The 21836-nt window shown below is 48.6% G+C and carries 31 protein-coding genes; 1 reads left to right on the top strand and 30 read right to left on the bottom strand.

All coding sequences use genetic code 11. From position 1 onward, the window contains the following. Positions 1-191: 191 nt before the first annotated feature. From B5G11_RS06890 to B5G11_RS06860, 7 genes are all read right to left on the bottom strand, one after another. Positions 192-566: a DUF3795 domain-containing protein gene (locus B5G11_RS06890; RefSeq protein WP_087166748.1), complete on the bottom strand. Its 375-nt coding sequence runs from the start codon at positions 564-566 to the stop codon at positions 192-194. Between the two features lie 37 nt (positions 567-603). Next, the gene (locus B5G11_RS06885; protein WP_087166747.1) at positions 604-936 is read right to left on the bottom strand and encodes a DUF3795 domain-containing protein; all 333 of its coding nucleotides are present in this window, start codon (positions 934-936) and stop codon (positions 604-606) included. Further along, positions 933-1340, bottom strand: a complete 408-nt coding sequence (locus tag B5G11_RS06880) for an SRPBCC family protein (RefSeq protein ID WP_087166746.1) — start codon at positions 1338-1340, stop codon at positions 933-935. Before B5G11_RS06880 ends, B5G11_RS06885 begins: the two co-directional genes overlap by 4 nt. 18 nt (positions 1341-1358) lie before the next feature. Beyond that, positions 1359-2006, bottom strand: coding sequence for a flavin reductase (locus B5G11_RS06875; protein ID WP_087166745.1), 648 nt, complete (start codon positions 2004-2006; stop codon positions 1359-1361). Between the two features lie 100 nt (positions 2007-2106). Further along, positions 2107-2343 carry a hypothetical protein gene (locus B5G11_RS06870; RefSeq protein ID WP_087159937.1) on the bottom strand — a complete coding sequence of 79 codons (237 nt, stop codon included), beginning with the start codon at positions 2341-2343 and terminating at the stop codon, positions 2107-2109. 69 nt (positions 2344-2412) lie between these two features. Continuing rightward, entirely contained in the window at positions 2413-2775 is a 363-nt protein-coding gene (locus B5G11_RS06865) for a hypothetical protein (protein WP_087166744.1), read from the bottom strand. A gap of 3 nt (positions 2776-2778) precedes the next feature. Next, positions 2779-5937: a phage tail tape measure protein gene (locus B5G11_RS06860; protein WP_087252625.1), complete on the bottom strand. Its 3159-nt coding sequence runs from the start codon at positions 5935-5937 to the stop codon at positions 2779-2781. A gap of 259 nt (positions 5938-6196) precedes the next feature. Here B5G11_RS06860 and B5G11_RS06855 point away from each other — a divergent pair, with 259 nt between their 5' ends. Then, positions 6197-7132: an Abi family protein gene (locus B5G11_RS06855; protein WP_087252624.1), complete on the top strand. Its 936-nt coding sequence runs from the start codon at positions 6197-6199 to the stop codon at positions 7130-7132. Positions 7133-7159: 27 nt separating this feature from the next. Here the strand turns inward: B5G11_RS06855 and B5G11_RS16880 are convergent, their stop codons facing one another. From B5G11_RS16880 to B5G11_RS06740, 23 genes are all read right to left on the bottom strand, one after another. Beyond that, positions 7160-7294: a hypothetical protein gene (locus B5G11_RS16880; protein ID WP_255396396.1), complete on the bottom strand. Its 135-nt coding sequence runs from the start codon at positions 7292-7294 to the stop codon at positions 7160-7162. 26 nt (positions 7295-7320) lie between these two features. Beyond that, positions 7321-7698 (bottom strand): hypothetical protein, encoded by a 378-nt coding sequence (locus B5G11_RS06850; protein WP_087252623.1) that lies wholly within the window; start codon positions 7696-7698, stop codon positions 7321-7323. Beyond that, the gene (locus B5G11_RS06845; RefSeq protein ID WP_087252622.1) at positions 7695-8336 is read right to left on the bottom strand and encodes a major tail protein; all 642 of its coding nucleotides are present in this window, start codon (positions 8334-8336) and stop codon (positions 7695-7697) included. The genes B5G11_RS06850 and B5G11_RS06845 overlap by 4 nt, the downstream gene beginning before the upstream one ends. Next, positions 8317-8700, bottom strand: coding sequence for a hypothetical protein (locus B5G11_RS06840; RefSeq protein ID WP_087252621.1), 384 nt, complete (start codon positions 8698-8700; stop codon positions 8317-8319). The genes B5G11_RS06845 and B5G11_RS06840 overlap by 20 nt, the downstream gene beginning before the upstream one ends. Continuing rightward, the gene (locus tag B5G11_RS06835) at positions 8693-9076 is read right to left on the bottom strand and encodes an HK97 gp10 family phage protein (protein ID WP_087252620.1); all 384 of its coding nucleotides are present in this window, start codon (positions 9074-9076) and stop codon (positions 8693-8695) included. The genes B5G11_RS06840 and B5G11_RS06835 overlap by 8 nt, the downstream gene beginning before the upstream one ends. A 2-nt stretch (positions 9077-9078) precedes the next feature. Further along, positions 9079-9411, bottom strand: coding sequence for a phage head closure protein (locus B5G11_RS06830; protein ID WP_087252619.1), 333 nt, complete (start codon positions 9409-9411; stop codon positions 9079-9081). Beyond that, positions 9411-9686: a head-tail connector protein gene (locus tag B5G11_RS06825; protein WP_087252618.1), complete on the bottom strand. Its 276-nt coding sequence runs from the start codon at positions 9684-9686 to the stop codon at positions 9411-9413. The genes B5G11_RS06830 and B5G11_RS06825 overlap by 1 nt, the downstream gene beginning before the upstream one ends. Positions 9687-9758: 72 nt before the next feature. Next, the gene (locus B5G11_RS06820) at positions 9759-10964 is read right to left on the bottom strand and encodes a phage major capsid protein (protein ID WP_087252617.1); all 1206 of its coding nucleotides are present in this window, start codon (positions 10962-10964) and stop codon (positions 9759-9761) included. A 12-nt stretch (positions 10965-10976) separates the two neighbouring features. Next, entirely contained in the window at positions 10977-11693 is a 717-nt protein-coding gene (locus tag B5G11_RS06815; RefSeq protein ID WP_087166735.1) for a head maturation protease, ClpP-related, read from the bottom strand. Beyond that, positions 11602-12948 carry a phage portal protein gene (locus tag B5G11_RS06810; protein WP_087166734.1) on the bottom strand — a complete coding sequence of 449 codons (1347 nt, stop codon included), beginning with the start codon at positions 12946-12948 and terminating at the stop codon, positions 11602-11604. The genes B5G11_RS06815 and B5G11_RS06810 overlap by 92 nt, the downstream gene beginning before the upstream one ends. Positions 12949-12965: 17 nt before the next feature. Beyond that, positions 12966-14555 carry a terminase TerL endonuclease subunit gene (locus B5G11_RS06805; protein WP_087252637.1) on the bottom strand — a complete coding sequence of 530 codons (1590 nt, stop codon included), beginning with the start codon at positions 14553-14555 and terminating at the stop codon, positions 12966-12968. Next, a complete protein-coding gene (locus tag B5G11_RS06800) occupies positions 14555-15028 on the bottom strand; it encodes a phage terminase small subunit P27 family (RefSeq protein ID WP_087252616.1) in 474 nt (157 codons plus the stop codon). Before B5G11_RS06800 ends, B5G11_RS06805 begins: the two co-directional genes overlap by 1 nt. Positions 15029-15124: 96 nt before the next feature. Further along, a complete protein-coding gene (locus B5G11_RS06795; protein ID WP_087252615.1) occupies positions 15125-15316 on the bottom strand; it encodes a hypothetical protein in 192 nt (63 codons plus the stop codon). Between the two features lie 213 nt (positions 15317-15529). Further along, positions 15530-15994: a gamma-glutamylcyclotransferase family protein gene (locus tag B5G11_RS06785; RefSeq protein WP_087252613.1), complete on the bottom strand. Its 465-nt coding sequence runs from the start codon at positions 15992-15994 to the stop codon at positions 15530-15532. Between the two features lie 88 nt (positions 15995-16082). Then, complete coding sequence (locus tag B5G11_RS06780) at positions 16083-17033, bottom strand: amidoligase family protein (protein WP_087252612.1); 951 nt, start codon at positions 17031-17033, stop codon at positions 16083-16085. Between the two features lie 130 nt (positions 17034-17163). After that, on the bottom strand, positions 17164-17445 hold the full coding sequence (locus B5G11_RS06775) for a DUF6809 family protein (RefSeq protein ID WP_087252611.1): 282 nt from the start codon (positions 17443-17445) through the stop codon (positions 17164-17166). A gap of 1 nt (position 17446) precedes the next feature. Beyond that, positions 17447-18250, bottom strand: coding sequence for a phage terminase small subunit P27 family (locus tag B5G11_RS06770; protein WP_204229575.1), 804 nt, complete (start codon positions 18248-18250; stop codon positions 17447-17449). Between the two features lie 178 nt (positions 18251-18428). Beyond that, a complete protein-coding gene (def, locus tag B5G11_RS06765; RefSeq protein WP_087252610.1) occupies positions 18429-18881 on the bottom strand; it encodes a peptide deformylase in 453 nt (150 codons plus the stop codon). After that, positions 18856-19116, bottom strand: a complete 261-nt coding sequence (locus B5G11_RS06760) for a helix-turn-helix transcriptional regulator (protein ID WP_087252609.1) — start codon at positions 19114-19116, stop codon at positions 18856-18858. The genes def and B5G11_RS06760 overlap by 26 nt, the downstream gene beginning before the upstream one ends. Positions 19117-19232: 116 nt before the next feature. Beyond that, the gene (locus B5G11_RS06755; RefSeq protein WP_087252636.1) at positions 19233-20483 is read right to left on the bottom strand and encodes a site-specific DNA-methyltransferase; all 1251 of its coding nucleotides are present in this window, start codon (positions 20481-20483) and stop codon (positions 19233-19235) included. A 5-nt stretch (positions 20484-20488) separates the two neighbouring features. Then, on the bottom strand, positions 20489-20968 hold the full coding sequence (locus tag B5G11_RS06750; protein WP_087252608.1) for an RNA polymerase subunit sigma-70: 480 nt from the start codon (positions 20966-20968) through the stop codon (positions 20489-20491). 258 nt (positions 20969-21226) lie between these two features. Beyond that, on the bottom strand, positions 21227-21610 hold the full coding sequence (locus tag B5G11_RS06745) for an HNH endonuclease signature motif containing protein (RefSeq protein WP_087252607.1): 384 nt from the start codon (positions 21608-21610) through the stop codon (positions 21227-21229). Next, complete coding sequence (locus B5G11_RS06740; protein WP_087252606.1) at positions 21600-21782, bottom strand: hypothetical protein; 183 nt, start codon at positions 21780-21782, stop codon at positions 21600-21602. The genes B5G11_RS06745 and B5G11_RS06740 overlap by 11 nt, the downstream gene beginning before the upstream one ends. Positions 21783-21836 lie beyond the last annotated feature (54 nt).

Here is a 21836-nt window from a genome sequence, read left to right as displayed (position 1 = left end):
TCTGATCCTGCCAACGTCTTATTGTCATACCCAAACGCATGTTTATCTAACATATGTTCGATGAACATGCGTTCTTTTTTTGACTGCTCCAAAAACGCAATTTCCTATAAAGCAAAAAAGCACCAATCATTTCTGACTGATGCTCTTGGCAATATAAAATATCAGAATTATATAACTCAACAACTTTTAATCTATCGTACTCCTGTTAAAATAAAATTCATTAACCGCTCTACATCATCAAAATCATCATAATCCCCGTGTATGCCCTCTCGATGATACACAATTCCATTTTTCTCATTTCTCTCTAAACAATCCAGGAGCTTTTCTTCTCCATATTTTTTAGCAAATAAGGTAAATGTGTATGGTTTAATTTTACTCAATACTCCTTTCCTGCAATTTTCTTCACACTCATAACAATGTGTCAGTTCTTTTGCAATCGAACATTTTTTATTCTCACAAGAATCATTATCTGGACACCCATTTGAACCGCATCCATTGCAATCGGCATTTTCTGTACATAAACAGCACGCAAGACCACATCTGGCAATTCCTAATTTCCGTTTCATAAAACCTCCTCATCTTTTAATTCGTTTATTCATATATTTATCCTCTCAAATTCTTCAAAACAGCAGAATCATTTGAAATAATAGCCCCGACAGTCTGACAAGTTTCCAACTCAGAACAGTTGCCGCAAGTAGAAACGCCTTTTCTTAAAGCGCATTTACGGATTTCACACATATGTTCACAAAATACTGTTTTTACTCCGTCCACACGACATCCCTCACAATTAATATGTTCCGGCAAAATTGGAGCATTATTTAACTCTGCCCACTGCTTCGCTGTTTTCTCCCGCAAAGACTGATCGTCATTGACGGTGGCCATGTATGCATCGCATTTTTCGCAGTCCAATCCGCAGTATCCAATCATATCTTTCATAGGTTATTTCCCTCCAATGCCTTTCTTATGTCTGCAACGAACTGTGCCTGCTGCTTTTTCAGATATGACTTCACAAAAGGTTTCAGCAGCCATGTTTTCGCTTCCACGCACTCCATAAAATCTATCTCTGTTTCATTTCCTTTATCCGTAAAAACGCCGATCCAATGACCTGTCATATTGCTGTTTTCCATATCAAATTCCCAGCGTCTGTATGGTTCAACAAGCGTCACGGTGAATGTCGTAGGGTAGCCATCTTTGGTATATTCGATGAATTGCTTGTCGCTGATAACTTCTGTCTTACTCAGGTCGCTTCTCCAAGCTCCATAATTTTCAACATTCAAAACCAGCTCCCACACTTTACTAAGCTCTCCAGAAATCAGCGCTTTTATATTTGAAGTTGCCATTTTCGCACCCTCCTCAAATCAGTCATATTTCTCAATATGCACGGTGGCAATCGCCGACTGATTCGGCTCCCCGGTGACAAGATCCTGCGGTGCAGGCACAAGCAGCATAAATCCATCTTTACCATATCTCTGTTCATATCCTTGTGCATAGGATTCTTCTACAGATATATGCTGTACCTGCCCGATTACCATAGCCGTAATACCCGCACCGCTTAAATCCTGCATTTCTTTCAAAGTACATTCCATAGTGAGAAACGCTTCGTTAATCGCAGGTGCGTGAATAGTTTTTGCATTTGCAACCGTAAAGCCGCCTGTCGCAAATTCATCGTCATTCATTCCATTTTGGTGAATAGTCTTTACTAGCTTATCGTAGCAATTTATCGGAAGGAAATTGATGCAAAAACATTTTTCCCTTTGGATATTGGCATAGGTGTGGGTATGCTGATATAAGTTTCCCATCACAGCGAAAAAAGCAGTCTTATCTCCGTGAAAGCAGCTCCACGAATGAAAGCAAACATTCGGTTTCCCGTTCTCTTTCCAAGTCGTGACAGCAAACAGAACGTTCGGTATTCCTGCCGTTACCTCAAAATGAGAAAACAAATCAAATTCCTCCGGATATGCCGGTTTAAAATGCTGCGGAAAATCCTTTCTAATCTCGATCTTCATACTTCACCTCCCAATTCATCAGGATCATGGGTTACTATTGGTTGGTAATATAAAATAGGATTTGTCATTTTGTTCAATTTCTCAATAAATGGGGAGCTGCTTATCCTATAAAAACATTATAAATCACAACAACATAGACAAAAACTGCGGTTAAACAGGTAAGAACAAAACCACTTTTCTCTCTGCTATTTTTATATTCTACACTTCTTAACAGCAAAAGAGTAGCAAGTGATGTAAGCATAATAGGATTTGCTATATCAAATGGAAGAACTTTTATTAATCCTAATACAGCAAAAAGTATTGTTATTATAGATAACAGAATTTTTGCGATTTTCATAACCTCACCTCTGTAACCTCAATCTTTTTCTCAAATATACCACAATTCCCACCAAAATAGAATACACTTTCAGAACTCCCTCAGCGTAAAACTCACTGTCCACAGACCTTTCCGGGAAGTATCCTTCACAAGGGAAGCCTTATACCCTTCCACATACATCTCCGCCGTCTTCACAGCCAGTGTCTCCGTATCAAAATATCCCACCGTGATCTTTTCCTTCTGTTTAAACTCCGTTAGGATCTTCAGCCACTTTGCCGAAACAGAAAATGTCACCGGGATGCTCACCACGCCTGCGCGCACAACATCCCGTTGCACCGTACCGGCCTCCGTCTCCCCGCCGGAGTCCGCCTCTACATCATCCATCTGTACTTCATAGGAATCCGGCAAAGGGAGGGCCGTCCCGTCAAAGGTCAGATACTGTATAAATGCCATGGCTTACCTCCCTCCTGACCGCAGGTTCTGTCTTGCCTGCGCCGTCACTACCAGTTCATCCAGAAGCGTCCCACCCACATATACCGGGATCACGATATTCCCCTGCGGGCCGGAGAATCCCACCAGGGCTTCTGACACCGCAGAAGAAATCCCGGAGATCAGGTCGGACATATTCCCACCGGATAAAGTATCATCGGTATAGCCATACTCCATCCCGTTTCCTTTCGGTGAAAGTACCATATCCGAAGCCACATCCCGGACAGCTTTCTCCACCAGGTTCCGGTTCTTCTCAATGCCGCTCGCCAACCCTTTCATGAAGTCCGGCATCCAAGTCTCATAATCCGCCAGCGGCCCCTCATCCGGAGCCGAGAAGTGCAGGAAAGAACGGATCCGGTCAGCCAGACCGGAAACTGTGTTGATCACACTCTGGATCATGCTGGAAATTCCGTTAATCAGCCCCTGGATAAAGTCCTTCCCCCATTGGAACGCCTGCCCCGGCAGCCCGGTAATAAACCGGATGGCGGAAGAAAATCCATTAGAAACCACGGAATACAGCCCGGAAAGGGCAGAGCTGATCCCGGAGACCATCCGCTGGAAGGCGGTCACCGCTGCTTCACGCAACGTGGATGCGATATTCACCACCGTGATCTTGATGCCATTCCAGACAGAAGACGCCGTCTGCTTCATAGCGGACCAGATCTGAGCGGCGAACTGGGACAGAGCCGAAAGCACCGTCTCCACGCCCTGCTTCAGTCCCGAAGCCGCAGAAGTCACCACCTGCCGGATTCCTAACCAGATCTGGGAGGCGGCATTTCTGATATTGTTCCAGATATTTGCCGCATCAGAAGCAAGCTGGGAGAAATTTCCCGTCACCAAGTCGATCAGCAGAAGCACCGGGGCAAGGATCACATTTTTCAGTAGCTCCCAGGCACCGGCGGCAATGTCGCAGATACCCGACCAGATCCCCTGCAGAGTATTTTTCGCATTCTCCCACAAAGAAGTAATCGTTGTCACCACCAGCTGGACAATGGGATTCTGCAGGATTGCGTTCCAGGTATTCGTGAAAAACGCGGATACCTGTGACCACAGGCCGCTCCACCAGTCCGGGATGGCAGAAAAAAAGCTGATGAAGGTCTGGAACGCTGCCGGGATGGTCTCCGTAAAAAAGACCACCAGCCCGTCCCATAATTCCATCAGTTTTTGGGATACTGTTTGCCACAGGTTCCCGAACCATTCCGTAATCGCTCCCCAGTTTTTGACGATAGCGATGATCCCGGCAATGGCCGCCGCCACTCCGGCAATAATGCCGATCACGGGAAGCAGGGAGATGTTCAGCGCCCCGAAGGACACCGCCAAAGCCGCGATTACTGGCGTCAATGCAGTAAACGCCACCAGCAAAGCCCCAAGGATTACCACAAAATTCTGCACAGGCTCCGGCAACATGCCGAATACCTCGCTCACTGCCGTAATAATGGCCACCAATGGCGGCAGCACCACGTTGGCCAGCTCCACAATCTTTTCTCCCAGAGGCACCAGCGCCTGCTGCAGCTTTCTTGTATTAGCTTCCATCTCCTGCATGGGCGTCTGTGTCTGGCTGAACAGATTTTCTGCGGATCCGGCTACGTTATCATAAGTCTCTCCCACAGAGGTCAGGGAAGTAATAAATTTCAGGTTTCCATCCTCCGCCATAGTTCCAAATGCCTTGGCCGCCATGTTCAGGGCTTCCTGCTGGCTGGTGCAGTTTCCGATATCTGCCACAATGGAATCGATTACCTGCTTCTGGGTGGCCTCCCCGTTCTGCCATGCAAGGAATAAAGATTGGGTCTTCTGGGAATACAGGTCAATGGAATCCCCGATGGTTCCATCCGCCAGACGGGTGGTCACCTCATTGATCGCGTCATTAACCTTGTCCAGGTTGTAAGCACCGCCCTGCAGGCCATTCTGCAGAAGCTGGAAATACTCGGAAGCCGAATACCCTGCCTGCTCAAATTTCCCGGCATATTCAGACAAGTTATCCCCCAGTTCATTGGTCTTATCCAGGCCGTTCTGGGTACCCCGGACAATATAATCCATGGCCTCCTGGGCGGTCAGGCCATACTGCTTCATCAGGGAATTGACACCCCGGAGGGTCTCATTCATGTCAATCCCGTACAGTTCTTCTAAAGTCAGCGCTTGTTTCGTCAGGTTGGTCAGGTCCGTATCTCCCAGATCCCCCAGGTTCTTCTTGACCATGATGACCGCTTCCGCCACCGCATCCATGCTCTGGCCCACGCCGGATCCGTACACATTTTTTACGATCTCCGCACTGGCTTCGGCTACCTCCCCGGTCTCTCCGAAGTAGGCGTTTACCTTAGAAACGGCCATCTCAGTCTCCGCATAAACGGACACCGCCTTATCTCCCACATCCTGGATCTTATCCCCCACCACAGATAACTGGTCAGCAGCTTCCATCAGGGCCGCACCCTTGGTGGCCTGGGCAATCTCCCCGATGTCATCCGCAGCGTCCTGAGCAGCGTCACACACATCATTCAGATCATTGATCAGATTTCGTACCGCCTGTCCGTCATCTACCGTATCCAGGGCGTCTGTCAGCTGCTTAATGTCTGCCTTCCCACTGGTAACCGCTTTCCCGATCTTCTCAACAGCGGTTTTCAGCTGATCAGACGAAGCCGTCCCATTCCGGATCGCCGTCACCAAGCGGCTTCCCAGCACATCGGCATAATCTTCCACACTGGAACCCGTAGCCGCAAACAGCTTATTCAACCGCTCCGTATTAGAAGCCAGCCGCTCCTGCTCCGACTGCAAACCAGACAGATCCGCCTTATATCGGTTCAGCGCACCTCTAGTTTCCTCCACCTCCCGCTGGAAAGCCATGTACTGGTCTTTCCCCAGATCACCACGTTCAAAGGCTTTCGTCACATCTTCCTGGGCCTGTTCTAGGGCTTCCAGCTTCTTTTCCGTATCCCCGATGGCCGACTGCAGAAGTTCCTGCTTCTGCGCCAAAAGGATAGTATTGGACGGATCCAGTTTCAGAAGATTATTCACATCCCGAAGCTGGCTCTGGGTCTTCTTTATGGAATTGTTCACTGCACTCAGCGACTTTTCCAGTCCGCTGGTATCGCCGCCGATCTCCACTGTAATACCCTTGATCCGGCTTGCCATGTGTCATCCACCTCCTGAAAATGAATATAGAAAATACCCGGATCACTCCGGGCGGAATCTTTGCATATTTTCTTTTGTCTTCGAATACAATAATCAAAGGACAAAGCCGCCGGATTTGCTAAAAGCCATTGACTTTTGAGTGGATCCGTGCTAGACTCTGTCTTAGTGATCAGGTTTCAGATACTCGTGAGGACTGAGACCGGGGGAGGACCTGCGGGCCCTCCTTTTTTTATTCTGATAACAGGAAGAGGGGAAATCTTTGTCAAAACCGTTTCTTACATACGACCAGCAGCTTGATAAACTGCAGAACGAAAAAAAACTTCAAATTCATGACCGGGCAGCTGCAAAAGAAATCCTAAAAAATATCGGATATTTTTCCTTGATCGGAGGATACAAAACACCGTTCATCAATCCCATGACCCGTATTTACCAGAACAATACTTCTTTTGAGGATATCTATGCCCTGTACCAGTTTGATCTTTCCCTGCGTGAACTTGTTTTCAAATATTTGTGTGAAATAGAATGTAAAATCCGGCAGCTTGTTTCCTACCATTTTTGCAGTCTCCATGGCGAACAGCAGACCGCATACCTCACTCCTGGGAATTATAATCATACAAAAAAGAATGCTGCTGATATCACCCGCCTGGTCCAGATCTTATCCTACCAGGCAAATAAAAATACGGAACATAATTATGTTGTCCACCAACGGAAGGTTTACCATAACGTTCCTCTATGGGTGCTGACCAACACCCTGACTTACGGACAGATTTCCAGGTTTTACGCCTTGCTCCCCTTCCAACTGCAAAGCGGTATCAGCAAAGATTTTCCAGGCGTAAATGAAAAGAACCTGGAACGTTACCTGAAAATCCTTACCCTGTTCCGGAACGTATGCGCACATAACGAGCGGCTTTATTCTTTCCGGACCCAGATTGATTTTCCAGATACAATGCTTCATCAGAAACTGAATATACCAAAAAAAGGGAATCAGTATCTTTCCGGAAAACGGGATCTGTTCGGTCTGGTCATCGCTTTCCGTTACCTGCTCCCCAAACAGGACTTTCTGGAATTTAAACATGCATTAATCAGTATTATCAATAAGTACATAAAAAACAGCGGGCAGATCAGCGAATCTTCTCTTTTGGATATAATGGGATTCCCTGCAAACTGGAAAGATATTACCCGCTACCGCATTTAAAACGGCCTCACGATCCAGTAAAAGCACTCAAAACCTGTCAAAATCCTCCTGCGTGGCAACCACCGCATATTTATGCTCATCGTTCCGGCTTTCTACATACATATCATTCACCATCCCGATAGTCAGAAGATCCAGATCCCTGATGGACAGTCCCAGCTGCACGCACCGCAGGAGGAACAGAGGCGTTGTCATTTCCCGGTCAGTCGGGCGAAGTTTTTTTTAGCCTGCACATCCGTCTGGGTGTTCAGCCCCCACAGTTCAATGATCTGGGGCAGTACCTGATAGATGGAAAAGGTGTTGAACCCATCCAGCCATTCCTCCGGCGTATCCGGGATGGACGGATCTGCGTGCTTTGCCATCACATAGGCAATGTTCTCAAACATTTCCAAAGAGAACAGATCCAGGTTAGAATTCTCCGGGTCGTTCTTATCGATCCCTTTTTCCAGATCCCGCAGGTCTTTATAAATATCCCGGTGGAACCGCATCCGGTAGATCCGGGGAATAGCGGCGGAGGCCTTAAAAGGAACCTCCAGCCCGTCAATCGTGATATTCTGTTTTATGCTCATAAGGTTTCCCCTCCTGTCTCATCATCTGTCCCCTGCTGACCGGACTGCTGCGTCCCGGAGGTATCTGGATCCGTCACCTCTGGCAGATACACTGCCGTATACCATCCCGTATAAACCGTATCCGTGGTGCTGTCCCCGGTACGGGCCTTCACATACCCATTGGCCAAGGGTGCCGCCGTAATGGCCAGTGTTTCCGTCTGTACCTCAATCTCCTCCTCATTGGTTGTAGACTCAATGTTTGGCCTGGCCGCCGAACAGTTATACAGCACATGGCGGATCTTCTTCACATCCCCATCAAACTCAAAGAGCAGGGCGAAGTTTGCCGTCTCCACGTTGGCGCTCTCCACCAGCACACTGTTGTCATCCAGAGATTCTTTCAGCACATCCGTCCGGAAACTCTCCGGCACCATGGCCAGTTCCAGATCCCCCTCATAGCCCATGTTATTGGAGATCGTATAATAGGCATACCCATCCGCATAAAAATTGGATGGCTCTCCGTTCGGCTCCAAGGACAGGGATACTGCGCCCGGCATAGCCACCGGCGTCCCAAAGGTCACATCTCCGTCATCGTCCACCGTAATCAGTGCGTAATGCACGTTGCAAATATTAAATTTGACTTTATTTTTCTTCGTAGACATTTCCAGCCTCCTTCATCTCATTCCCGGTTTTCCCAGCACCTTCTCCGTCTGCTGACATTTCAAAAGCGTACAGAACTTCATACAGCTTCTCGCTGTCAATCCAGGTTTCCGACTTGTTATAAAAAAAACCTGCTACGTCCAGAACATCTTCTACGTTCTGCTCCGCCTCAGGGTCTTTAAAATCCGTATACAGTTCCAGCCGGACTTCCGTAAACTTGTGATATACCTTCCCGTCTGCGGAAAAGTTATCGCTCCCCGGAAGCAGATAACAGAGGAAAGGCGGATCCGGTGCTTCCCCTTCTGCAAAATGGTCATAAGCATAAGGAACTTCTATATTGTTTAAAATTGATAGCAACCTATCCATCCCTAAGACTCCTTTCAACCTCTTCCTCCAATTGCTGGATTCCCTTTTCTTCCGCCGGAGCAATATGGCTCTTTCCAGCCACCCGCCCGCCATTTCTTTTGGCATGGCCAAATTCCAGCAAATGGGCCAGGTAGTAACGATTCCGGGAATAAACCGTCATCGTTATACTGTTGGAAGTCTCTTTCGATTTCTTCACCGCCCAGCTTTTCGCATAATCTCCGGTATCCTTCGGAGCATTGGCACGGATCTCTTTCTTTACTGTCTCCCCGGCATCTTTTACTGCCTGTTTCACATTATCTGCAGCCAGATCCGCATATTCCTCCAAAGCCTCCATAATGGCGTGTGCCAGTTCCCCGATCTGTACATTCTGTCCCATGTTTACCGCCTCGCTTTCTCACACCGAAACTTCAGCGCTTTCTTCCTATAGTTCATGTGATCCACGGCCACGATATTGTAGATTTCCCCGCCAAACAGGATACGGAAACCGTCCGCCGTCACCTCCGCCGCCCGTTTACAAAAACGGATGGTAAAAGCAATGTCAGAATCCACAACCGTCAATCCGGCAGCAGCCTTTTCCTTCCCACCCTCACCACTGACCGTAGCATGGCAGGTATAATAATCCTCCCAGACATTCCTGCGGTTTCCAATATCGTCCGCAGCTACGGAGTTTTTCTGGAAGGTTACTTTTACATTCAGAAGGGAAATCTCCATCAGAACGCCTCCTTCCGGCTCCCAAAGAGCAGGGAGCGCAGCGTCAGGGTCAGGGCATGGTGGTCAGCTTCCTCCCGGTGTTCATACAGATAAGCCACCGTATACATCACCGCCGGTTTTCCATTCTCCACTTCCTGCAGACCGCTTTCTTCATCGATCCGCAGGATATCCATACACATCCGTTCCGCTGACGCCAAAAGCGTAGTGATCAGCCCATCATCTTCATTGTCATCCACCCGGAGGTAATTTTTCATTTCTTCCAGCGTCACCAGCATCTTTCCTGCCCTCCTTCCTTACCAGCAGCATCCCCACACAAGGGGATGCCGTCCTTTTCTCACATCAATCCATCAGGAACCAGCTTTTTGCGCCAGCACCTTCACGGCCTCGGAAAGCACCAGCTTACCGTCCACCCTCTGGGATCCAAGAAAGCCTACCTGACCGTTGGCGGCGTACAATTCATTCAAGCGCTTAAAGGAGCGTCCCTGCCGGTCCGCAATCCAGTAATAGCTGAAATCTCCGAATGCAATGGTCTTTGCCCCCGCCGCAATCACCGGCATATAGGCGGAGGTCTTCACCGGCCTGCCAAGGAGGGTATCCGGTGTTCCGGCCACAAGGGAAGGCTGCCACAGATACTGGCCGGTAGAATCCTTCAGTTTCCGAACAGCCTTGATCGTAGAATCGTTCAGCACCCACACTGCCTTCTTCCGGTACGGGGATTTCAGGGAATAGAACAGGTCCATCAGTTCATCTGCCGTAATAGCTGTAGAGGAAGCTGCTGTCACCCCGGTCTCTGCCCCGCCGGTGGCTGCCAGCACACCCAGAGGTTTCCCGGAACCGTCCCCGGTAAAGAACGCTTCTTCCTCTTTCGCCCCGATCCGGCGGGCAAATTCCTTTGCGATATAAGATTCCAGGTCAAAGACGCTGTCATTGAGAAGTTCCTCGGACACCTTAATCATGGTACCCACCTTATAAGCCCCGATGGATACCTGCCCAAAGGAATCATCGCTCTCCGTATACGCCCCTTCCTCATCGATCCAGGACGCCGTTCCCTTTGTTGCCACCACCGGGATCTTCCGATCCCCGCTGGAAGTACGGATCACTTTAGCGAGCTGGCGGAACACGTTTTCCTCTTCCAGGGCTTCCACCAGGGTACGCTCATACTCATCCGGGACCAGATAACCACCCTCGGAATCCGTCCCTTCCTCTAAAGCATTGACTACACTGGGAAGCGGCACTTTTGAACGCATGGCATTCCAGAAGTTGGCCTTATACTCCTCCGAAGCACGCCCGGTCTTTTCTTTTTCCACACCGCCTGATACGGGACGTCCCGTCAGAGGTTTATTCAGGGGCTGGGACAGTTCCCGTTCAAAGGCTTCCTGCCGCTCCAGCCTGGCGATCTCTTTTCCCAGATCTGTAATTTCCTGTTCCATACGGGTGTAGGCAGCGTCATCCTCTGCAGACAGCACACCTTTTTCATTCCTGTGGGAATCCAGAAAAGCCTTCGCTGCCTCCCATGCCTTTGCCCGCTTTTCTCTCAATTCTAAAATCGTCATCGTCATGTCCTCCTAATTTTTCAATAAATTAAGCCGCTCGTAGAGACTGTCTACGCTGCGGCCTGCAGGTTCGGTTTTCAGTTTTGTCATGCATTTCGCCGCGATCTTATCCATCAGGGAATTGACTACGGCAGCTTTGGAATACAGCATGGACATTGTGATCGGTTCCACATCCTCCATCAGTTCTGCCCTGGCAAGAATCCCATCGGCAAAACCAAGTTCCACCGCTTTCCCGGCGTCCATCCAAGTCTCTGCGTCCATCATGTGGGATAACTTTGTACGGGACAGGCCTGTCTTGATTTCATAAGCGTTGATAATGGAATCCTTCACACTTCCCAGCATCTCAATGGCTTTTTGCATCTCCCCGGAATCTCCCCATGCAAGGGTTGCCGGGTTATGGATCATCAGCATGCCTACCGGGGAGATCAGCACCTTTGTGCCTGCCATGGCAATCACCGAAGCGGCACTGGCCGCAATCCCATCGATTTTAACGGTCACATTTCCGGGATAATCCATCAGCATGTTATAGATCTGCGCTGCGGCCACACAGTCACCACCTGGACTGTTAATCCAGACCGTAATATCTCCATTTCCTGCCATTAATTCCTCTTTAAAAAGAGCCGGTGTGACTTCATCGTCATACCAGCTCTCTTCCGCAATGGTTCCGTTCAGAAACAGCGTCCGTTCCTGTGTTCCCGCCTGATTCTTCCACTTCCAAAACTTTTTCATTGGACGGATCCTCCTTTCCTGCCGGAGCCGCTGCAAACAGACCAGCGTCCTCCAACTTCGTCATATTTCCATTAATCAAATACAAATCTCCTCCTTGCTCCGCCGGAATCCGGTCCAGATTTTCCAATTCCCGGATGTCATTGGCACTCATCCATCCATTCTGTCTTGCCGTGGCATATCCGTTCATCCGGCTCTGATAATCCCCACGCAGCAGGCCGTCCACGTTGAACTTGATAAAATACTGCTTTTTCTCTTCCCTGGAAAGTAAAGACCGCACCATGGATTGTTCCCATCGGGACACCCAGGGATCCAGTGTATATTTCACAAATTCCATAGACTGCTGCTCAATATTATTAAATGAGGATTTTTCCAGATCCCCAATCATGTGGGGCGGCACCCGGAAGATCCGGGCAATTTCATCCAGCTGAAACTTTCTTGTTTCCAAAAACTGTGCCTGCTCCGGCGAAATGGAGATCGGGGTATATTTCATTCCTTCTTCCAGTACCGCCACCTTATTGGCATTACCGGAGCCCCCAAATGTCCTCTGCCAGCTTTCCCGCACCCGGCTGGGATCCTTAATGGTTCCAGGATGCTCCAACACCCCGGACGGTGCTGCGCCATTGGCAAAAAATTTCGCCCCATATTCCTCACAGGCCATGGCCATGCCGATCGCATTCTTTGCCATAGCGATAGGAGAATATCCCACCAGCCCGTCAAACCCCAGCCCCGGAATATGCAGCACCTCGTAAGGAGAAAGCCGCACAACAGAACCTTTCATGGTCGGCGCGTCATCAGAACTCAACGTGTACTCATAATACAGCTGCCCTTTCTCATCCCGATCCACATACATCCGGTCCGCCATCAGCGGGTACAGGGCGATCACTTCGCCCCTCCCGTTCCGGATGATCTGGGCATAAGCATTGCCCCACAAAAGCAGGTGCGTCATCAGCGTCTCCCGGAATACGAAAGAAGTCATCTCCGGGTTCGGCTCGTCATGAAGCAGGAAATAGAGGGGATGGTTTACCGCCTTCTCTTTCCCGCCGTCATCCGTATACCGGTAAAACTGCAGGGGCAGGCTGGCCACTGCCTCCGACAGAATCCTTACACAGGAGTACACCGCCGTCATCTGCATGGCCGTCCGCTCATTCACCCGCTTTCCGGAGGTACTTCCTCCCATAAAGAAACTATAACTGCTGCCGGATGTCCGGTCAGACGGTTTATCCCTTGACCGGAATAAACTTGATAAGATTCCCATAACACTCATGCCCCTTTCTAAATAAAGAGAATGCCTCTTGTATCATAAACACTGCTTGGCGGTGAACTACGAATACAACGATCCAGTCCCATAATCAACGCCACAATCCCATCGATTTTTTCCACAGATTTTTCTTTATCCGGCTTAATATTGCCCGCCGGATCCTGCCGCATCACCACATTCTGGGCCATCCATTTGAGAACCGGATTACCGCCGTGGATGATATTTCCTTCCATCAGCAGCTTGTACAGTTCTTTCGATGGCGGGGACATATCTTTAAATCCCTGTCCAAAGGGAACCATGGTAAAGCCCATATCCTCTAAGTTCTGCACCATCTGTGTGGCATTCCAGCGGTCATAAGCAATTTCAATGATGTGATACTTTTCTCCCAGCTGCTCGATGAACCGTTCAATAAAACCGTAATGAATCACATTTCCTTCTGTAGTAAGAATGTAACCTTGCCGCTCCCACACATCATAAAGGACATGATCCCGGCGGCAGCGCAATTCCAGCGTTTCCTCCGGCAGCCAGAAAAAAGGAAGGACGATATATTTCTCCTCTTCCGTCCTTGGCGGAAATACCAGCACCAGAGCCGTGATATCTGAGGTAGAAGAAAGGTCAAGTCCGGCATAGCAGTCCCGGCCCAGAAGAGAAGTATAATCAATCTTCTGATTTCCCCTGTCATAAATATGTTCCGGTATCCACGCCACCGCAGAATTTGTCCAAATATTCAATCTCAGCTGTTTGAACACATTTTCCTCTGCCGGATTATCCAAAGCCTCCCGGTAGGCGTCCCGGACACGGTCGATGCTGATGGTGTATCCCAGAGACGGATTCGCTTTATACCAGTTTTTCTCATCGTTCCAGTCATCCTCATCACTCAGGCCGTAGATCACCGGGTAAAAAGAATGATCCGATTTCCGACCATTCATGATATCCAGCGCCTTTGTATGCAGTTCATAACAGATACTTTCCTTATCCGTCCCGGCCGTGGTGATGATAAAAAACAGCGGCTGCTCACGGGCATCGCCAGAACCTTTGGTCATAACGTCATAGAGTTTCCGGTTCGGCTGGGCATGGATCTCATCAAAGACAAGGCCAGAAATATTCAGGCCATGCTTGGTACCTGTCTCAGCAGATAACACCTGATAGAACCCTGCATTCCGGTAATTGACAATCCGCTTTGTAGCTGCAGCGATTTTCGACCGCTTTAACAGCGCCGGACATTTCTCCACCATTCGCTTGGCCACATCAAAGACGATAGATGCCTGGCTCCGGTCATTGGCGCAGCCATATACCTCCGCACTTGCCTCTCCATCCCCATAGAGAAGATACAGTGCGATGGCTGCTGCCAGTTCTGACTTCCCGTTCTTCTTTGGTATCTCTACATAAGCACTCCGGAATTGACGCTTTCCATCGGCTTTTACAATTCCAAAAAGATCCCGGACAATCTGCTCCTGCCACGGGAGCAGCAGAAATGGTTTCCCATCCCATTTCCCTTTCGTGTGTTTCAGGTTTTGGATAAAGGCAACTGCATGATCCGCCCGCTTCGCATCGTAATGGGAAGTGGGGAGCATGAAGGGAGAAGGTGTGTATTGGAAATCCATCAGCATCCGCCCCCTTCCAGCAGTTTCTCCATTTCATCTTCTTCATCGCCGTTCTCTCCGCCAACAATCCTGCTCCGGGCCGATGGCGTCAGACCGAACTGCTCACAAAATTTCAGCATAATCTTCATATTGGTCTGGGCGATGGATACCTGCGGCACCTGCTGCAAATAGCCATTCGGCGTCCGCACCATAGAGCCGTGCTGCGTCAGGAATTCCTCCGCTTCCTTCCAACGGGCATATGCCTGACAGTACCCGGCAAAGGCCGCCATATCCATTTCGGTCAGAAGCCCCATGCTCTCCAGTACTTTCGCCATACGCTTCCACTCTTTTTTCGCCTCATCTTCCAGCCAGTAAGGGCAGCGTGGAGCCTTCTTCTCTGGCTTTGGTTCTTTTGTATTTAACGGCCGTCCGCCCGGATTGCCCTCCAGCATCTTCAGTGCAGTCGGCTTCGGCTTCCTGCCTCTCTGCGCCATCGCTCCCACCTCCAATTCACGGCACAAAAATAGGAGCCTTGCGGCTCCTATTCAATTTAATATATTTAGCAAAATTCAATCGTTAATTTCTCTCCTTTACCGATGAATAATCGCTAGGATCTCTTCCTGTTCCTGACGATCCACATCAATGCTCTCCAACGCCTCTCTGGTCCCACAGTCCGGGCAGATCAGTGTTTGATTATCTATTCTGGAAAGAGCAGGAGGCTCGTGGTAGACCTTTCCGCATCGTGGGCAAATTTTAATCTGAGTAATGTTTGTTTCTTTCATGACCCCTTCTCCTCCTGTTACACGACATAATTCCATACTTTTCTCCAGCCAGTTTCCGATAGGCTTTCCCATTCGGAAGGTCTTTCGTGTAACGGCGCACCTGCCGGTTAAAATATCTCTTATTTTTCTTGATCGAGAATTTTAATTCTCCACGCAGGCTATAAGGCCCCCGGCCTCTGCACCAACTATGCTTTGTCCATCTTTTTGATCCGATCATCCTTCCACCTCCCGGCTTCTCATATAGGCGTCTTTCAGAAATTGAGGATCGAACCGGAAACTTTTATATCCGCTTAGACACGTTTGCATATAAAAATTGCTCGGTACCCCAAAGGGTCTGTCCTCGTGCATGATGTACACGAAGGTATTCCGCATTCGGATTTTCCCGCTTCGGATTCCCTTGATCGGAAGCATCAGCTCTTTTTTGTAATAAAATGTGGGAAAGCCTTCATAGCGATCCAGTGCCAATTCGTCCTCAGCGCTTACTTCCCACGCTGCAACCTGAACCCGGCTGCCTTCTTTCGACTCAATCGTCAGATAAGAGCCGGTCTTACTTCCCTTAAAAAGCAATTCATAATCCGGGATCTCAGAAGTCCCGATGATCCGTGCAGAAGGGCAGCGCATCCGCATCTGCCGGATGTTTAAGTTGCTGCCATAAGCAATGTAGTATCTTTTTTTCATTTTGGTATCCGTCCTTTCCGAAGGGATTACCCTTCTACCACCTTAAGACCGCCGAAGCGGTTCATAAGGTGGCAGGAGGCTAATTCCTTCAAGCAGCTTCCCGTCCGTGTCTAAAGGCTGTATCTCCTGCCAATCTCTTCGTCAGGATTTCCCTGGCAGTTTTGAATTCATCCCCGATAAATCCCAGCCGGAGGAGCCAAGTCCGCATGGCGTATTTTGGATTTTCATTCTGCTGTGGTTTCGGGCTGGCTGTTTTTAAAGTCTTAGCCATCTGGCTCAGTGCAAGGCAAAGCTGAATGTAGCTTTTCAGCTGTCCTGCGTGAAGCCCGCCCCTACGTTCTCCTGTGGGCTCATCGAACTGGAAAAGCCGGAATTCGACCGTCCCTTTTGTAAATGTTGCATGGTAGTTTAGCATATGGTAACGGCTGTCATTGTAGTGGTGGCTCCTGCTGCTGTTTGCATCGTGGCTACTGTACCAAATATCGGCAAGCTGTGTCATCGTAGTCGGCTTTCTGCGGTTGACCTGTTCCAGAAATCGGGGATCAACCGTCCGGCAGTAGCGTCTCATCCTACCCTGATCAAGACTCAAAGCATCTGCAATCAGGCTTTCGTGGCTGGCCATGATGTTTGCCAGGTTGCGGAGCGTCTGCGGTGTATGGCCTTTGGCTCCGATATGGATGTGAACACCGCATCCTCTGGTGGCATCGCTCTTTGCTCCTGCGTGGCGCAGCTGCCGGATCAGTTCCTGTAAAGTTTCTATATCCGAGTAGGTCAAAATCGGAGTAACCATTTCGCATTTTTCGCTATCCGGTCCTGCAATGCTGACGTCCTTCTGAAATTTCCATTCCCGGCCCTGTGCATCCCATGCTGACCATGTGCTGTATCCGTTGCGGCCTGCAGTGTTCTCATAACGATGGGTTCCAAAGTATCTGGCTGCCACTCTTGCAGCTTTCTCTCTGGTAATGTTGTTCATTTCCACCTCAACTCCGATAGTCTGTTTCTTCATTTCCTCAATCTGTCTTGCAACTTTCTCATTCATTATAAAATCCTCCATTTCGTTTTGTGTGTTTTCCCTTTTGGTAGTACACATATTCGCTCTGAAGGCCGATAATAGCAAGTCAATTCTGAGGCATATATTGCACAATCTTCAGCGAAGAAATTTGTGTGTTTTATAGTTGCTTTTGGTTATGCAATCCGGCTGCTGTAAGCTGCATTCCAAGGCGAAATCCATCTTTGAAACTCTCTTTTATCTGAAAGCGCTCTATCTCAGAACCATTATCCAAGAGACGCTCCAGAACTTTTCTGCCATTCTCATCCAGTAGCTTCCGCAGATACTCAATATCTTCACACACCTGATCGTCGTACTGTTTAATCTCCGGTGATTTCTCCACCTGCTTTTCCCACGGGACAATCTTTCCAAAATACAGCTGATCGATGATATCTTCTTCCATATCAAACGGCCTCACTTTCCTGTCCAGCCATCTGGGCGGCTTTCACAGCCGCACGTTTTTCCTTCTGGGCAATACTGAACTTCTCTGCTTCTTCCTTAGTCCGAAAAGCCGTATGGCCTTTCAGACCATCCAGCAGAGCCTTCCTCGACTCCTTATTTGCCGCACCGGCCATGCCAAGCTGCACCAGCCAGATACGAAGATAATATTTTTCATTTTCTTCCACCACCGGAGTGGCGCTGACTCTCTTGGCTTCCTTCGCTTTTGTGACGATCTTTGCCGCCAATTCGGAATATGCTTTATTTTTTGCACTGTCAGGCGAAAGGGGAAAAGTAAAGGTCACTTTGCCTTCTTCCACCGAAAGCCCTTTCAAGGCCGCCGTATCCGCTGACAGAAGGGTCTGTAAATTCTCCCAGGCATTCTCCTCCGAAAACTGCTCCAGCTTTTCCAACAGGGAATCGCTAACCACAAAGGTCTCATACCGGGTTATCCGGTTGAGCAGATAAGCCCGTGCATGGATCATAGCAAACAAGTTTTGCAAAAATTTTCTCTCTCCGGTATCTGCCGGGATCCCAATTCTCACGTCATCCACAGGGGCTTCCAGATAGCCTTTCTCCTGCAAAAACTGTGTCAGAAGATCTTCTCCTTCCTCTGTCTCGCTTGTGATCACGCCGTCCCGGTCAATGGTAAGGCGGCCCACTGTGTAGGAAAAGGTGGGAGGCCCCACATAGTGCAGTTCTTCTTCTCTAAATTCTGCGATGTCCTGCACCATCTTTCTCCGGTTGTCTGTTTTGGTTTCAATCCTCATCGATTTTGCCTCCTTTGTTTTGGTAGTACATTAATCACTCTAAAAGGCAAAAATAGCAAGTCTTATTTTCACTTTCATAAAACAGCTAGGGAAGATCAATAAGATAGCAAAAAAGCCGACAACATAAAAATGCCATCGACTTTCTCTAATATATAGCTGTTTTGTTATTTCTACTATTTCACTGAATAATCTCTATTGCCCTATCCAAGAATACAATACCGTCTAAGTGTTCAATTTCATGGCAAAAGCACTTTGCCATTTCCCATTCACCTGTTAACAAAAGAGTCTCTCCTTTCTCATTCAGGGCCTGTACAGTAACCTGCTCTGGGCGAATCGTTTTTACTAAGCGATTTGGAAAACTTAAGCAGGCTTCCAAACATTCCTGTTCACCGCTTTTTCCTACTATGATTGGATTCACCAATTTATAACAATAATCCAAATAATCAATAACAACCAACCGTCTTAATATCCCGATTTGATTTGCAGCTAACGCTGCGCCATTATCTGTACTGTGTAGAGTATCCATCATATCATTAAGAATTAATCGTATCCGGTCATCGATCTTTAACACTTTTTTACATTTCTTCCTTAAAATAGGATCACCTTCAATTCGTAACTGCCGTATTGCCATTACTGCTCCTCCTGCTACATTCTGCTCTTGATTTTCTTTCACTCTCATCAAATAGAAAGACCTCTTCAATCGAACAGTGGAAAACTCTTGAAATGTCATATGCAAGCCAAATAGACGGCTCGAATTTTTCTGTTTCTATGGCATTGATCGCCTGTCTTGAAACACCCACCAACTCTCCTAATTGCTCCTGCGTCAGTCCCTCTTTTTCTCTAAATTCTTTTATACGATTTTTCATACTACGTCTCTTTTCCTTTTGTCATGTTAACATTACAAATTATATCCTTAATGTAATGGAATGTCAACCTTACATTTTGATATTATCTCACGATATTATCTCAAAGAGATTATTCATCAAAACAAGGGGATTTCTTCTTCATTCTGAGGAAGCTGAGAATAAAGGATCTTTTTCCCATCCCGCAAAACATATATCGAATTTTCAGCCCCTGTTTTCTCCAGATACCTTTTCACGATCACATCACAGAATTTCTCGTCCAATTCCACCCCATAGCAGATCCGACCAGTTTCCTCACAGGCAATCAGGGTAGATCCAGATCCAAGGAACGGGTCTAAAACGATGCAGTTGCTCATGCAGGAATTCTGGATCGGATAGGCCATCAGCGCCACAGGTTTCATAGTCGGATGATCCTTGCTGGACTTCGGGCGGTCATATTCCCAGATGGTAGTCTGTTTCCGATCAGAATACCACTGATGCTTCCCACCGACCTTCCAGCCAAACAGGCACGGTTCGTGCTGCCACTGATAGGGGGAGCGTCCCAGCACCAGAGCGTTCTTCTTCCAGATGCAGCAGCCGGACAGATAAAATCCGGCATCGTGAAATGCCTGCCGGAAGATCAGTCCTTTGGAATCCGCATGAAACACATAAATGGACGCATCATTCTCCATGTTCTGTTCCATATTTACAAAAGCGGCGAACAGGAATTTATAGAAATCTTCATCGGGCATGTTGTCGTTCTGGATTTTTCCGGCTGTCTCTTCCACATTCACGTTATAGGGAGGATCGGTCAGAACCAGATTGGCTCTCCGGCCTTCCATGAGTTTTGTGTATGTCTCCGGAATGGTGGAGTCTTCACAGATCACACGGTGTCTGCCTAAGAGCCAAATGTCACCTTTCCGAGAGATCGGCGGATTTTTTAATTCTTCCTCCACATCGAAGTCATCTTCCTTGATGTCTTTGTTATGGACTTTGGAAAACAACTGCTCGATCTCCGGAGCCTCAAAGCCCGTCAGGTCAGTATTGAAGTCCACGCTCTGCAAATCCACCAGCAAGTCCGCCAGCAGTTCCTCATTCCAAGCACCCGTGATTTTATTCAGGGCAATGTTCAGCGCCTTCACCTTATGCTCATCTTCAATATGCACCACAACACACTGGACTTCTGTATATCCCAAGTCTTTCAGAACCGTCAGACGCTGGTGACCACCGATGACTGTCATATCGAAATTGACAATGATCGGCTCCACATAACCAAACTCCAAAATGGAATTCTTGATCTTCTCATATTCCTTATCCCCGGCTTTCAGTTTTTTACGGGGATTGTATGCTGCCGGACGCAAAGCGTCCACGGACAGGGTTTTCCATTCCATCGCACTCATGCCTGTACCTCCTTACGATCTGCGGGGCCGACATAAGGCTCCCGTCCTTCTTCTTTCCTCCAAAACCGATCCCGAACATAACATGCATGGGAACAGTACCGGCGGTTCTTATTCCCATACGAGCGGAAGGTTTTTCCACAGTAAGCACAGGCGGCTTCATAGTATGCGCTTTCCTTCCGCTTGATGGCTTCCGGATGGGCTGACCACCATTCCCGCCTGCATTTGTCTGAACAAAACTTCCGCTTCCTTCCGGTGGAAGGCTGGATCAGTTCCTTGCCGCAGCAAAGACACGCCGTCCCGCTTTCCATCTGTTCTTTCACATTCAAAACAAGAGCGGATGCGTATCCATCCAGCCCGTGGCTCTTACAATAATTCCGGACAGTATCTCTGGACAGCCCGACAGCGGAAGCAATGGATTTATATCCAGCGCCCCGGAGCCGTAATTCCCGTATCTGTTTTGCCTGAAAATCCGTCATTGCTTCACATCCTTTCGCAAAATGGTTATAAAAGAAAAAGCTGGAAAACCCACCTTTGCGGATAAGTTTCCCAGCCTAAAATTTAACTTTTTGGCAAATGATATTTTGTTTGTCAGGCAGCTCAGATGCAGGAAATCCGAATCTTTTCTCGCCGCCTGCCAAAAATTTTTCGTATTTTCTTCGCCCCGGCAGGTATCCCCCCTCTTTAATTTCGCAGAAATTCACATTTGAGGGGGCGCCGGTCTTTTGAGGGGCAGGTCACAGAGATTTCGACCGCCCCTTGGGGTAGCGGAATTCCTCGTATCTGTCCTCTGTCATGGTTTTGGAATCGTGACAGGATTTGCAGAGAGCCTGCCAATTGTCCCGATCCCAGAACAATTTCCGATCTCCCCGATGGGGGATGATATGATCCACAACCGTTGCCTTCACATAACGTCCTTTGGCAAGGCATCGTACACAGAGTGGGTGGGACTGCAGGTAAACAGCCCGTGCTTTCTGCCAGCGGCTCCCGTATCCTTTCTCGGCCGTGGTCTTCCTGTCGTGTTGATGCAGGGATTTGTGTTCCTCGCAGTACATGGTGCCGTAGGGAACCAGCCTGCCGCAGCCCGGATGCTTGCACGGGGTGTTCGGCCTACGTGGCATGGTACCCACGCCCTCTCCGGTTCCGTTCCACCACCCGGTCAATGCCACGGATCGCACCGGCCTCATCCCCGGCCAGAATCTGCCCCTTGATCGTGCGGTACTGCTGCACGGTCAGTTCCGGCTTCTTTTTCTTCAGATACGACAGTGCCGCCTGCATTTTCTCTATATCCATGCGTGTCAACTCCCTTCTATGTACAGACGGGTGAAAGGATAAAGCCCCGTCCAG

Origin of the sequence: Drancourtella sp. An57 (assembly GCF_002161525.1) — a bacterium.
Lineage (GTDB): Bacteria > Bacillota > Clostridia > Lachnospirales > Lachnospiraceae > Sellimonas > Sellimonas catena.
Note: the sequence above shows the minus strand (reverse complement) of the source record. Positions and strands in the feature narration are given on the sequence as shown.

What these genes read in the sequence shown, in the direction of transcription:
- B5G11_RS06860 (WP_087252625.1), bottom strand. Translation starts at nt 5,937, where the DNA reads ATGGCAAGCCGGATCAAGGGTATTACAGTGGAGATCGGCGGCGATACC.
- B5G11_RS06810 (WP_087166734.1), bottom strand. Translation starts at nt 12,948, where the DNA reads ATGGGAATCTTATCAAGTTTATTCCGGTCAAGGGATAAACCGTCTGAC.
- B5G11_RS06775 (WP_087252611.1), bottom strand. Translation starts at nt 17,445, where the DNA reads ATGGAAGAAGATATCATCGATCAGCTGTATTTTGGAAAGATTGTCCCG.
- B5G11_RS06830 (WP_087252619.1), bottom strand. Translation starts at nt 9,411, where the DNA reads ATGGAGATTTCCCTTCTGAATGTAAAAGTAACCTTCCAGAAAAACTCC.
- B5G11_RS06890 (WP_087166748.1), bottom strand. Translation starts at nt 566, where the DNA reads ATGAAACGGAAATTAGGAATTGCCAGATGTGGTCTTGCGTGCTGTTTA.
- B5G11_RS06850 (WP_087252623.1), bottom strand. Translation starts at nt 7,698, where the DNA reads ATGAGCATAAAACAGAATATCACGATTGACGGGCTGGAGGTTCCTTTT.
- B5G11_RS06780 (WP_087252612.1), bottom strand. Translation starts at nt 17,033, where the DNA reads ATGAATGAGAAAGTTGCAAGACAGATTGAGGAAATGAAGAAACAGACT.
- B5G11_RS06840 (WP_087252621.1), bottom strand. Translation starts at nt 8,700, where the DNA reads ATGGATAGGTTGCTATCAATTTTAAACAATATAGAAGTTCCTTATGCT.
- B5G11_RS06875 (WP_087166745.1), bottom strand. Translation starts at nt 2,006, where the DNA reads ATGAAGATCGAGATTAGAAAGGATTTTCCGCAGCATTTTAAACCGGCA.
- B5G11_RS06795 (WP_087252615.1), bottom strand. Translation starts at nt 15,316, where the DNA reads ATGAAAGAAACAAACATTACTCAGATTAAAATTTGCCCACGATGCGGA.
- B5G11_RS06805 (WP_087252637.1), bottom strand. Translation starts at nt 14,555, where the DNA reads ATGGATTTCCAATACACACCTTCTCCCTTCATGCTCCCCACTTCCCAT.
- def (WP_087252610.1), bottom strand. Translation starts at nt 18,881, where the DNA reads ATGGCAATACGGCAGTTACGAATTGAAGGTGATCCTATTTTAAGGAAG.
- B5G11_RS06885 (WP_087166747.1), bottom strand. Translation starts at nt 936, where the DNA reads ATGAAAGATATGATTGGATACTGCGGATTGGACTGCGAAAAATGCGAT.
- B5G11_RS06745 (WP_087252607.1), bottom strand. Translation starts at nt 21,610, where the DNA reads ATGCCACGTAGGCCGAACACCCCGTGCAAGCATCCGGGCTGCGGCAGG.
- B5G11_RS06845 (WP_087252622.1), bottom strand. Translation starts at nt 8,336, where the DNA reads ATGTCTACGAAGAAAAATAAAGTCAAATTTAATATTTGCAACGTGCAT.
- B5G11_RS06825 (WP_087252618.1), bottom strand. Translation starts at nt 9,686, where the DNA reads ATGCTGGTGACGCTGGAAGAAATGAAAAATTACCTCCGGGTGGATGAC.
- B5G11_RS06820 (WP_087252617.1), bottom strand. Translation starts at nt 10,964, where the DNA reads ATGACGATTTTAGAATTGAGAGAAAAGCGGGCAAAGGCATGGGAGGCA.
- B5G11_RS06770 (WP_204229575.1), bottom strand. Translation starts at nt 18,250, where the DNA reads ATGAGGATTGAAACCAAAACAGACAACCGGAGAAAGATGGTGCAGGAC.
- B5G11_RS06785 (WP_087252613.1), bottom strand. Translation starts at nt 15,994, where the DNA reads ATGAAAAAAAGATACTACATTGCTTATGGCAGCAACTTAAACATCCGG.
- B5G11_RS06750 (WP_087252608.1), bottom strand. Translation starts at nt 20,968, where the DNA reads ATGACGGATTTTCAGGCAAAACAGATACGGGAATTACGGCTCCGGGGC.
- B5G11_RS06865 (WP_087166744.1), bottom strand. Translation starts at nt 2,775, where the DNA reads ATGGCATTTATACAGTATCTGACCTTTGACGGGACGGCCCTCCCTTTG.
- B5G11_RS06755 (WP_087252636.1), bottom strand. Translation starts at nt 20,483, where the DNA reads ATGGAATGGAAAACCCTGTCCGTGGACGCTTTGCGTCCGGCAGCATAC.
- B5G11_RS06835 (WP_087252620.1), bottom strand. Translation starts at nt 9,076, where the DNA reads ATGGGACAGAATGTACAGATCGGGGAACTGGCACACGCCATTATGGAG.
- B5G11_RS06815 (WP_087166735.1), bottom strand. Translation starts at nt 11,693, where the DNA reads ATGAAAAAGTTTTGGAAGTGGAAGAATCAGGCGGGAACACAGGAACGG.
- B5G11_RS06870 (WP_087159937.1), bottom strand. Translation starts at nt 2,343, where the DNA reads ATGAAAATCGCAAAAATTCTGTTATCTATAATAACAATACTTTTTGCT.
- B5G11_RS06740 (WP_087252606.1), bottom strand. Translation starts at nt 21,782, where the DNA reads ATGGATATAGAGAAAATGCAGGCGGCACTGTCGTATCTGAAGAAAAAG.
- B5G11_RS06760 (WP_087252609.1), bottom strand. Translation starts at nt 19,116, where the DNA reads ATGAAAAATCGTATAAAAGAATTTAGAGAAAAAGAGGGACTGACGCAG.
- B5G11_RS06800 (WP_087252616.1), bottom strand. Translation starts at nt 15,028, where the DNA reads ATGGCGCAGAGAGGCAGGAAGCCGAAGCCGACTGCACTGAAGATGCTG.
- B5G11_RS06880 (WP_087166746.1), bottom strand. Translation starts at nt 1,340, where the DNA reads ATGGCAACTTCAAATATAAAAGCGCTGATTTCTGGAGAGCTTAGTAAA.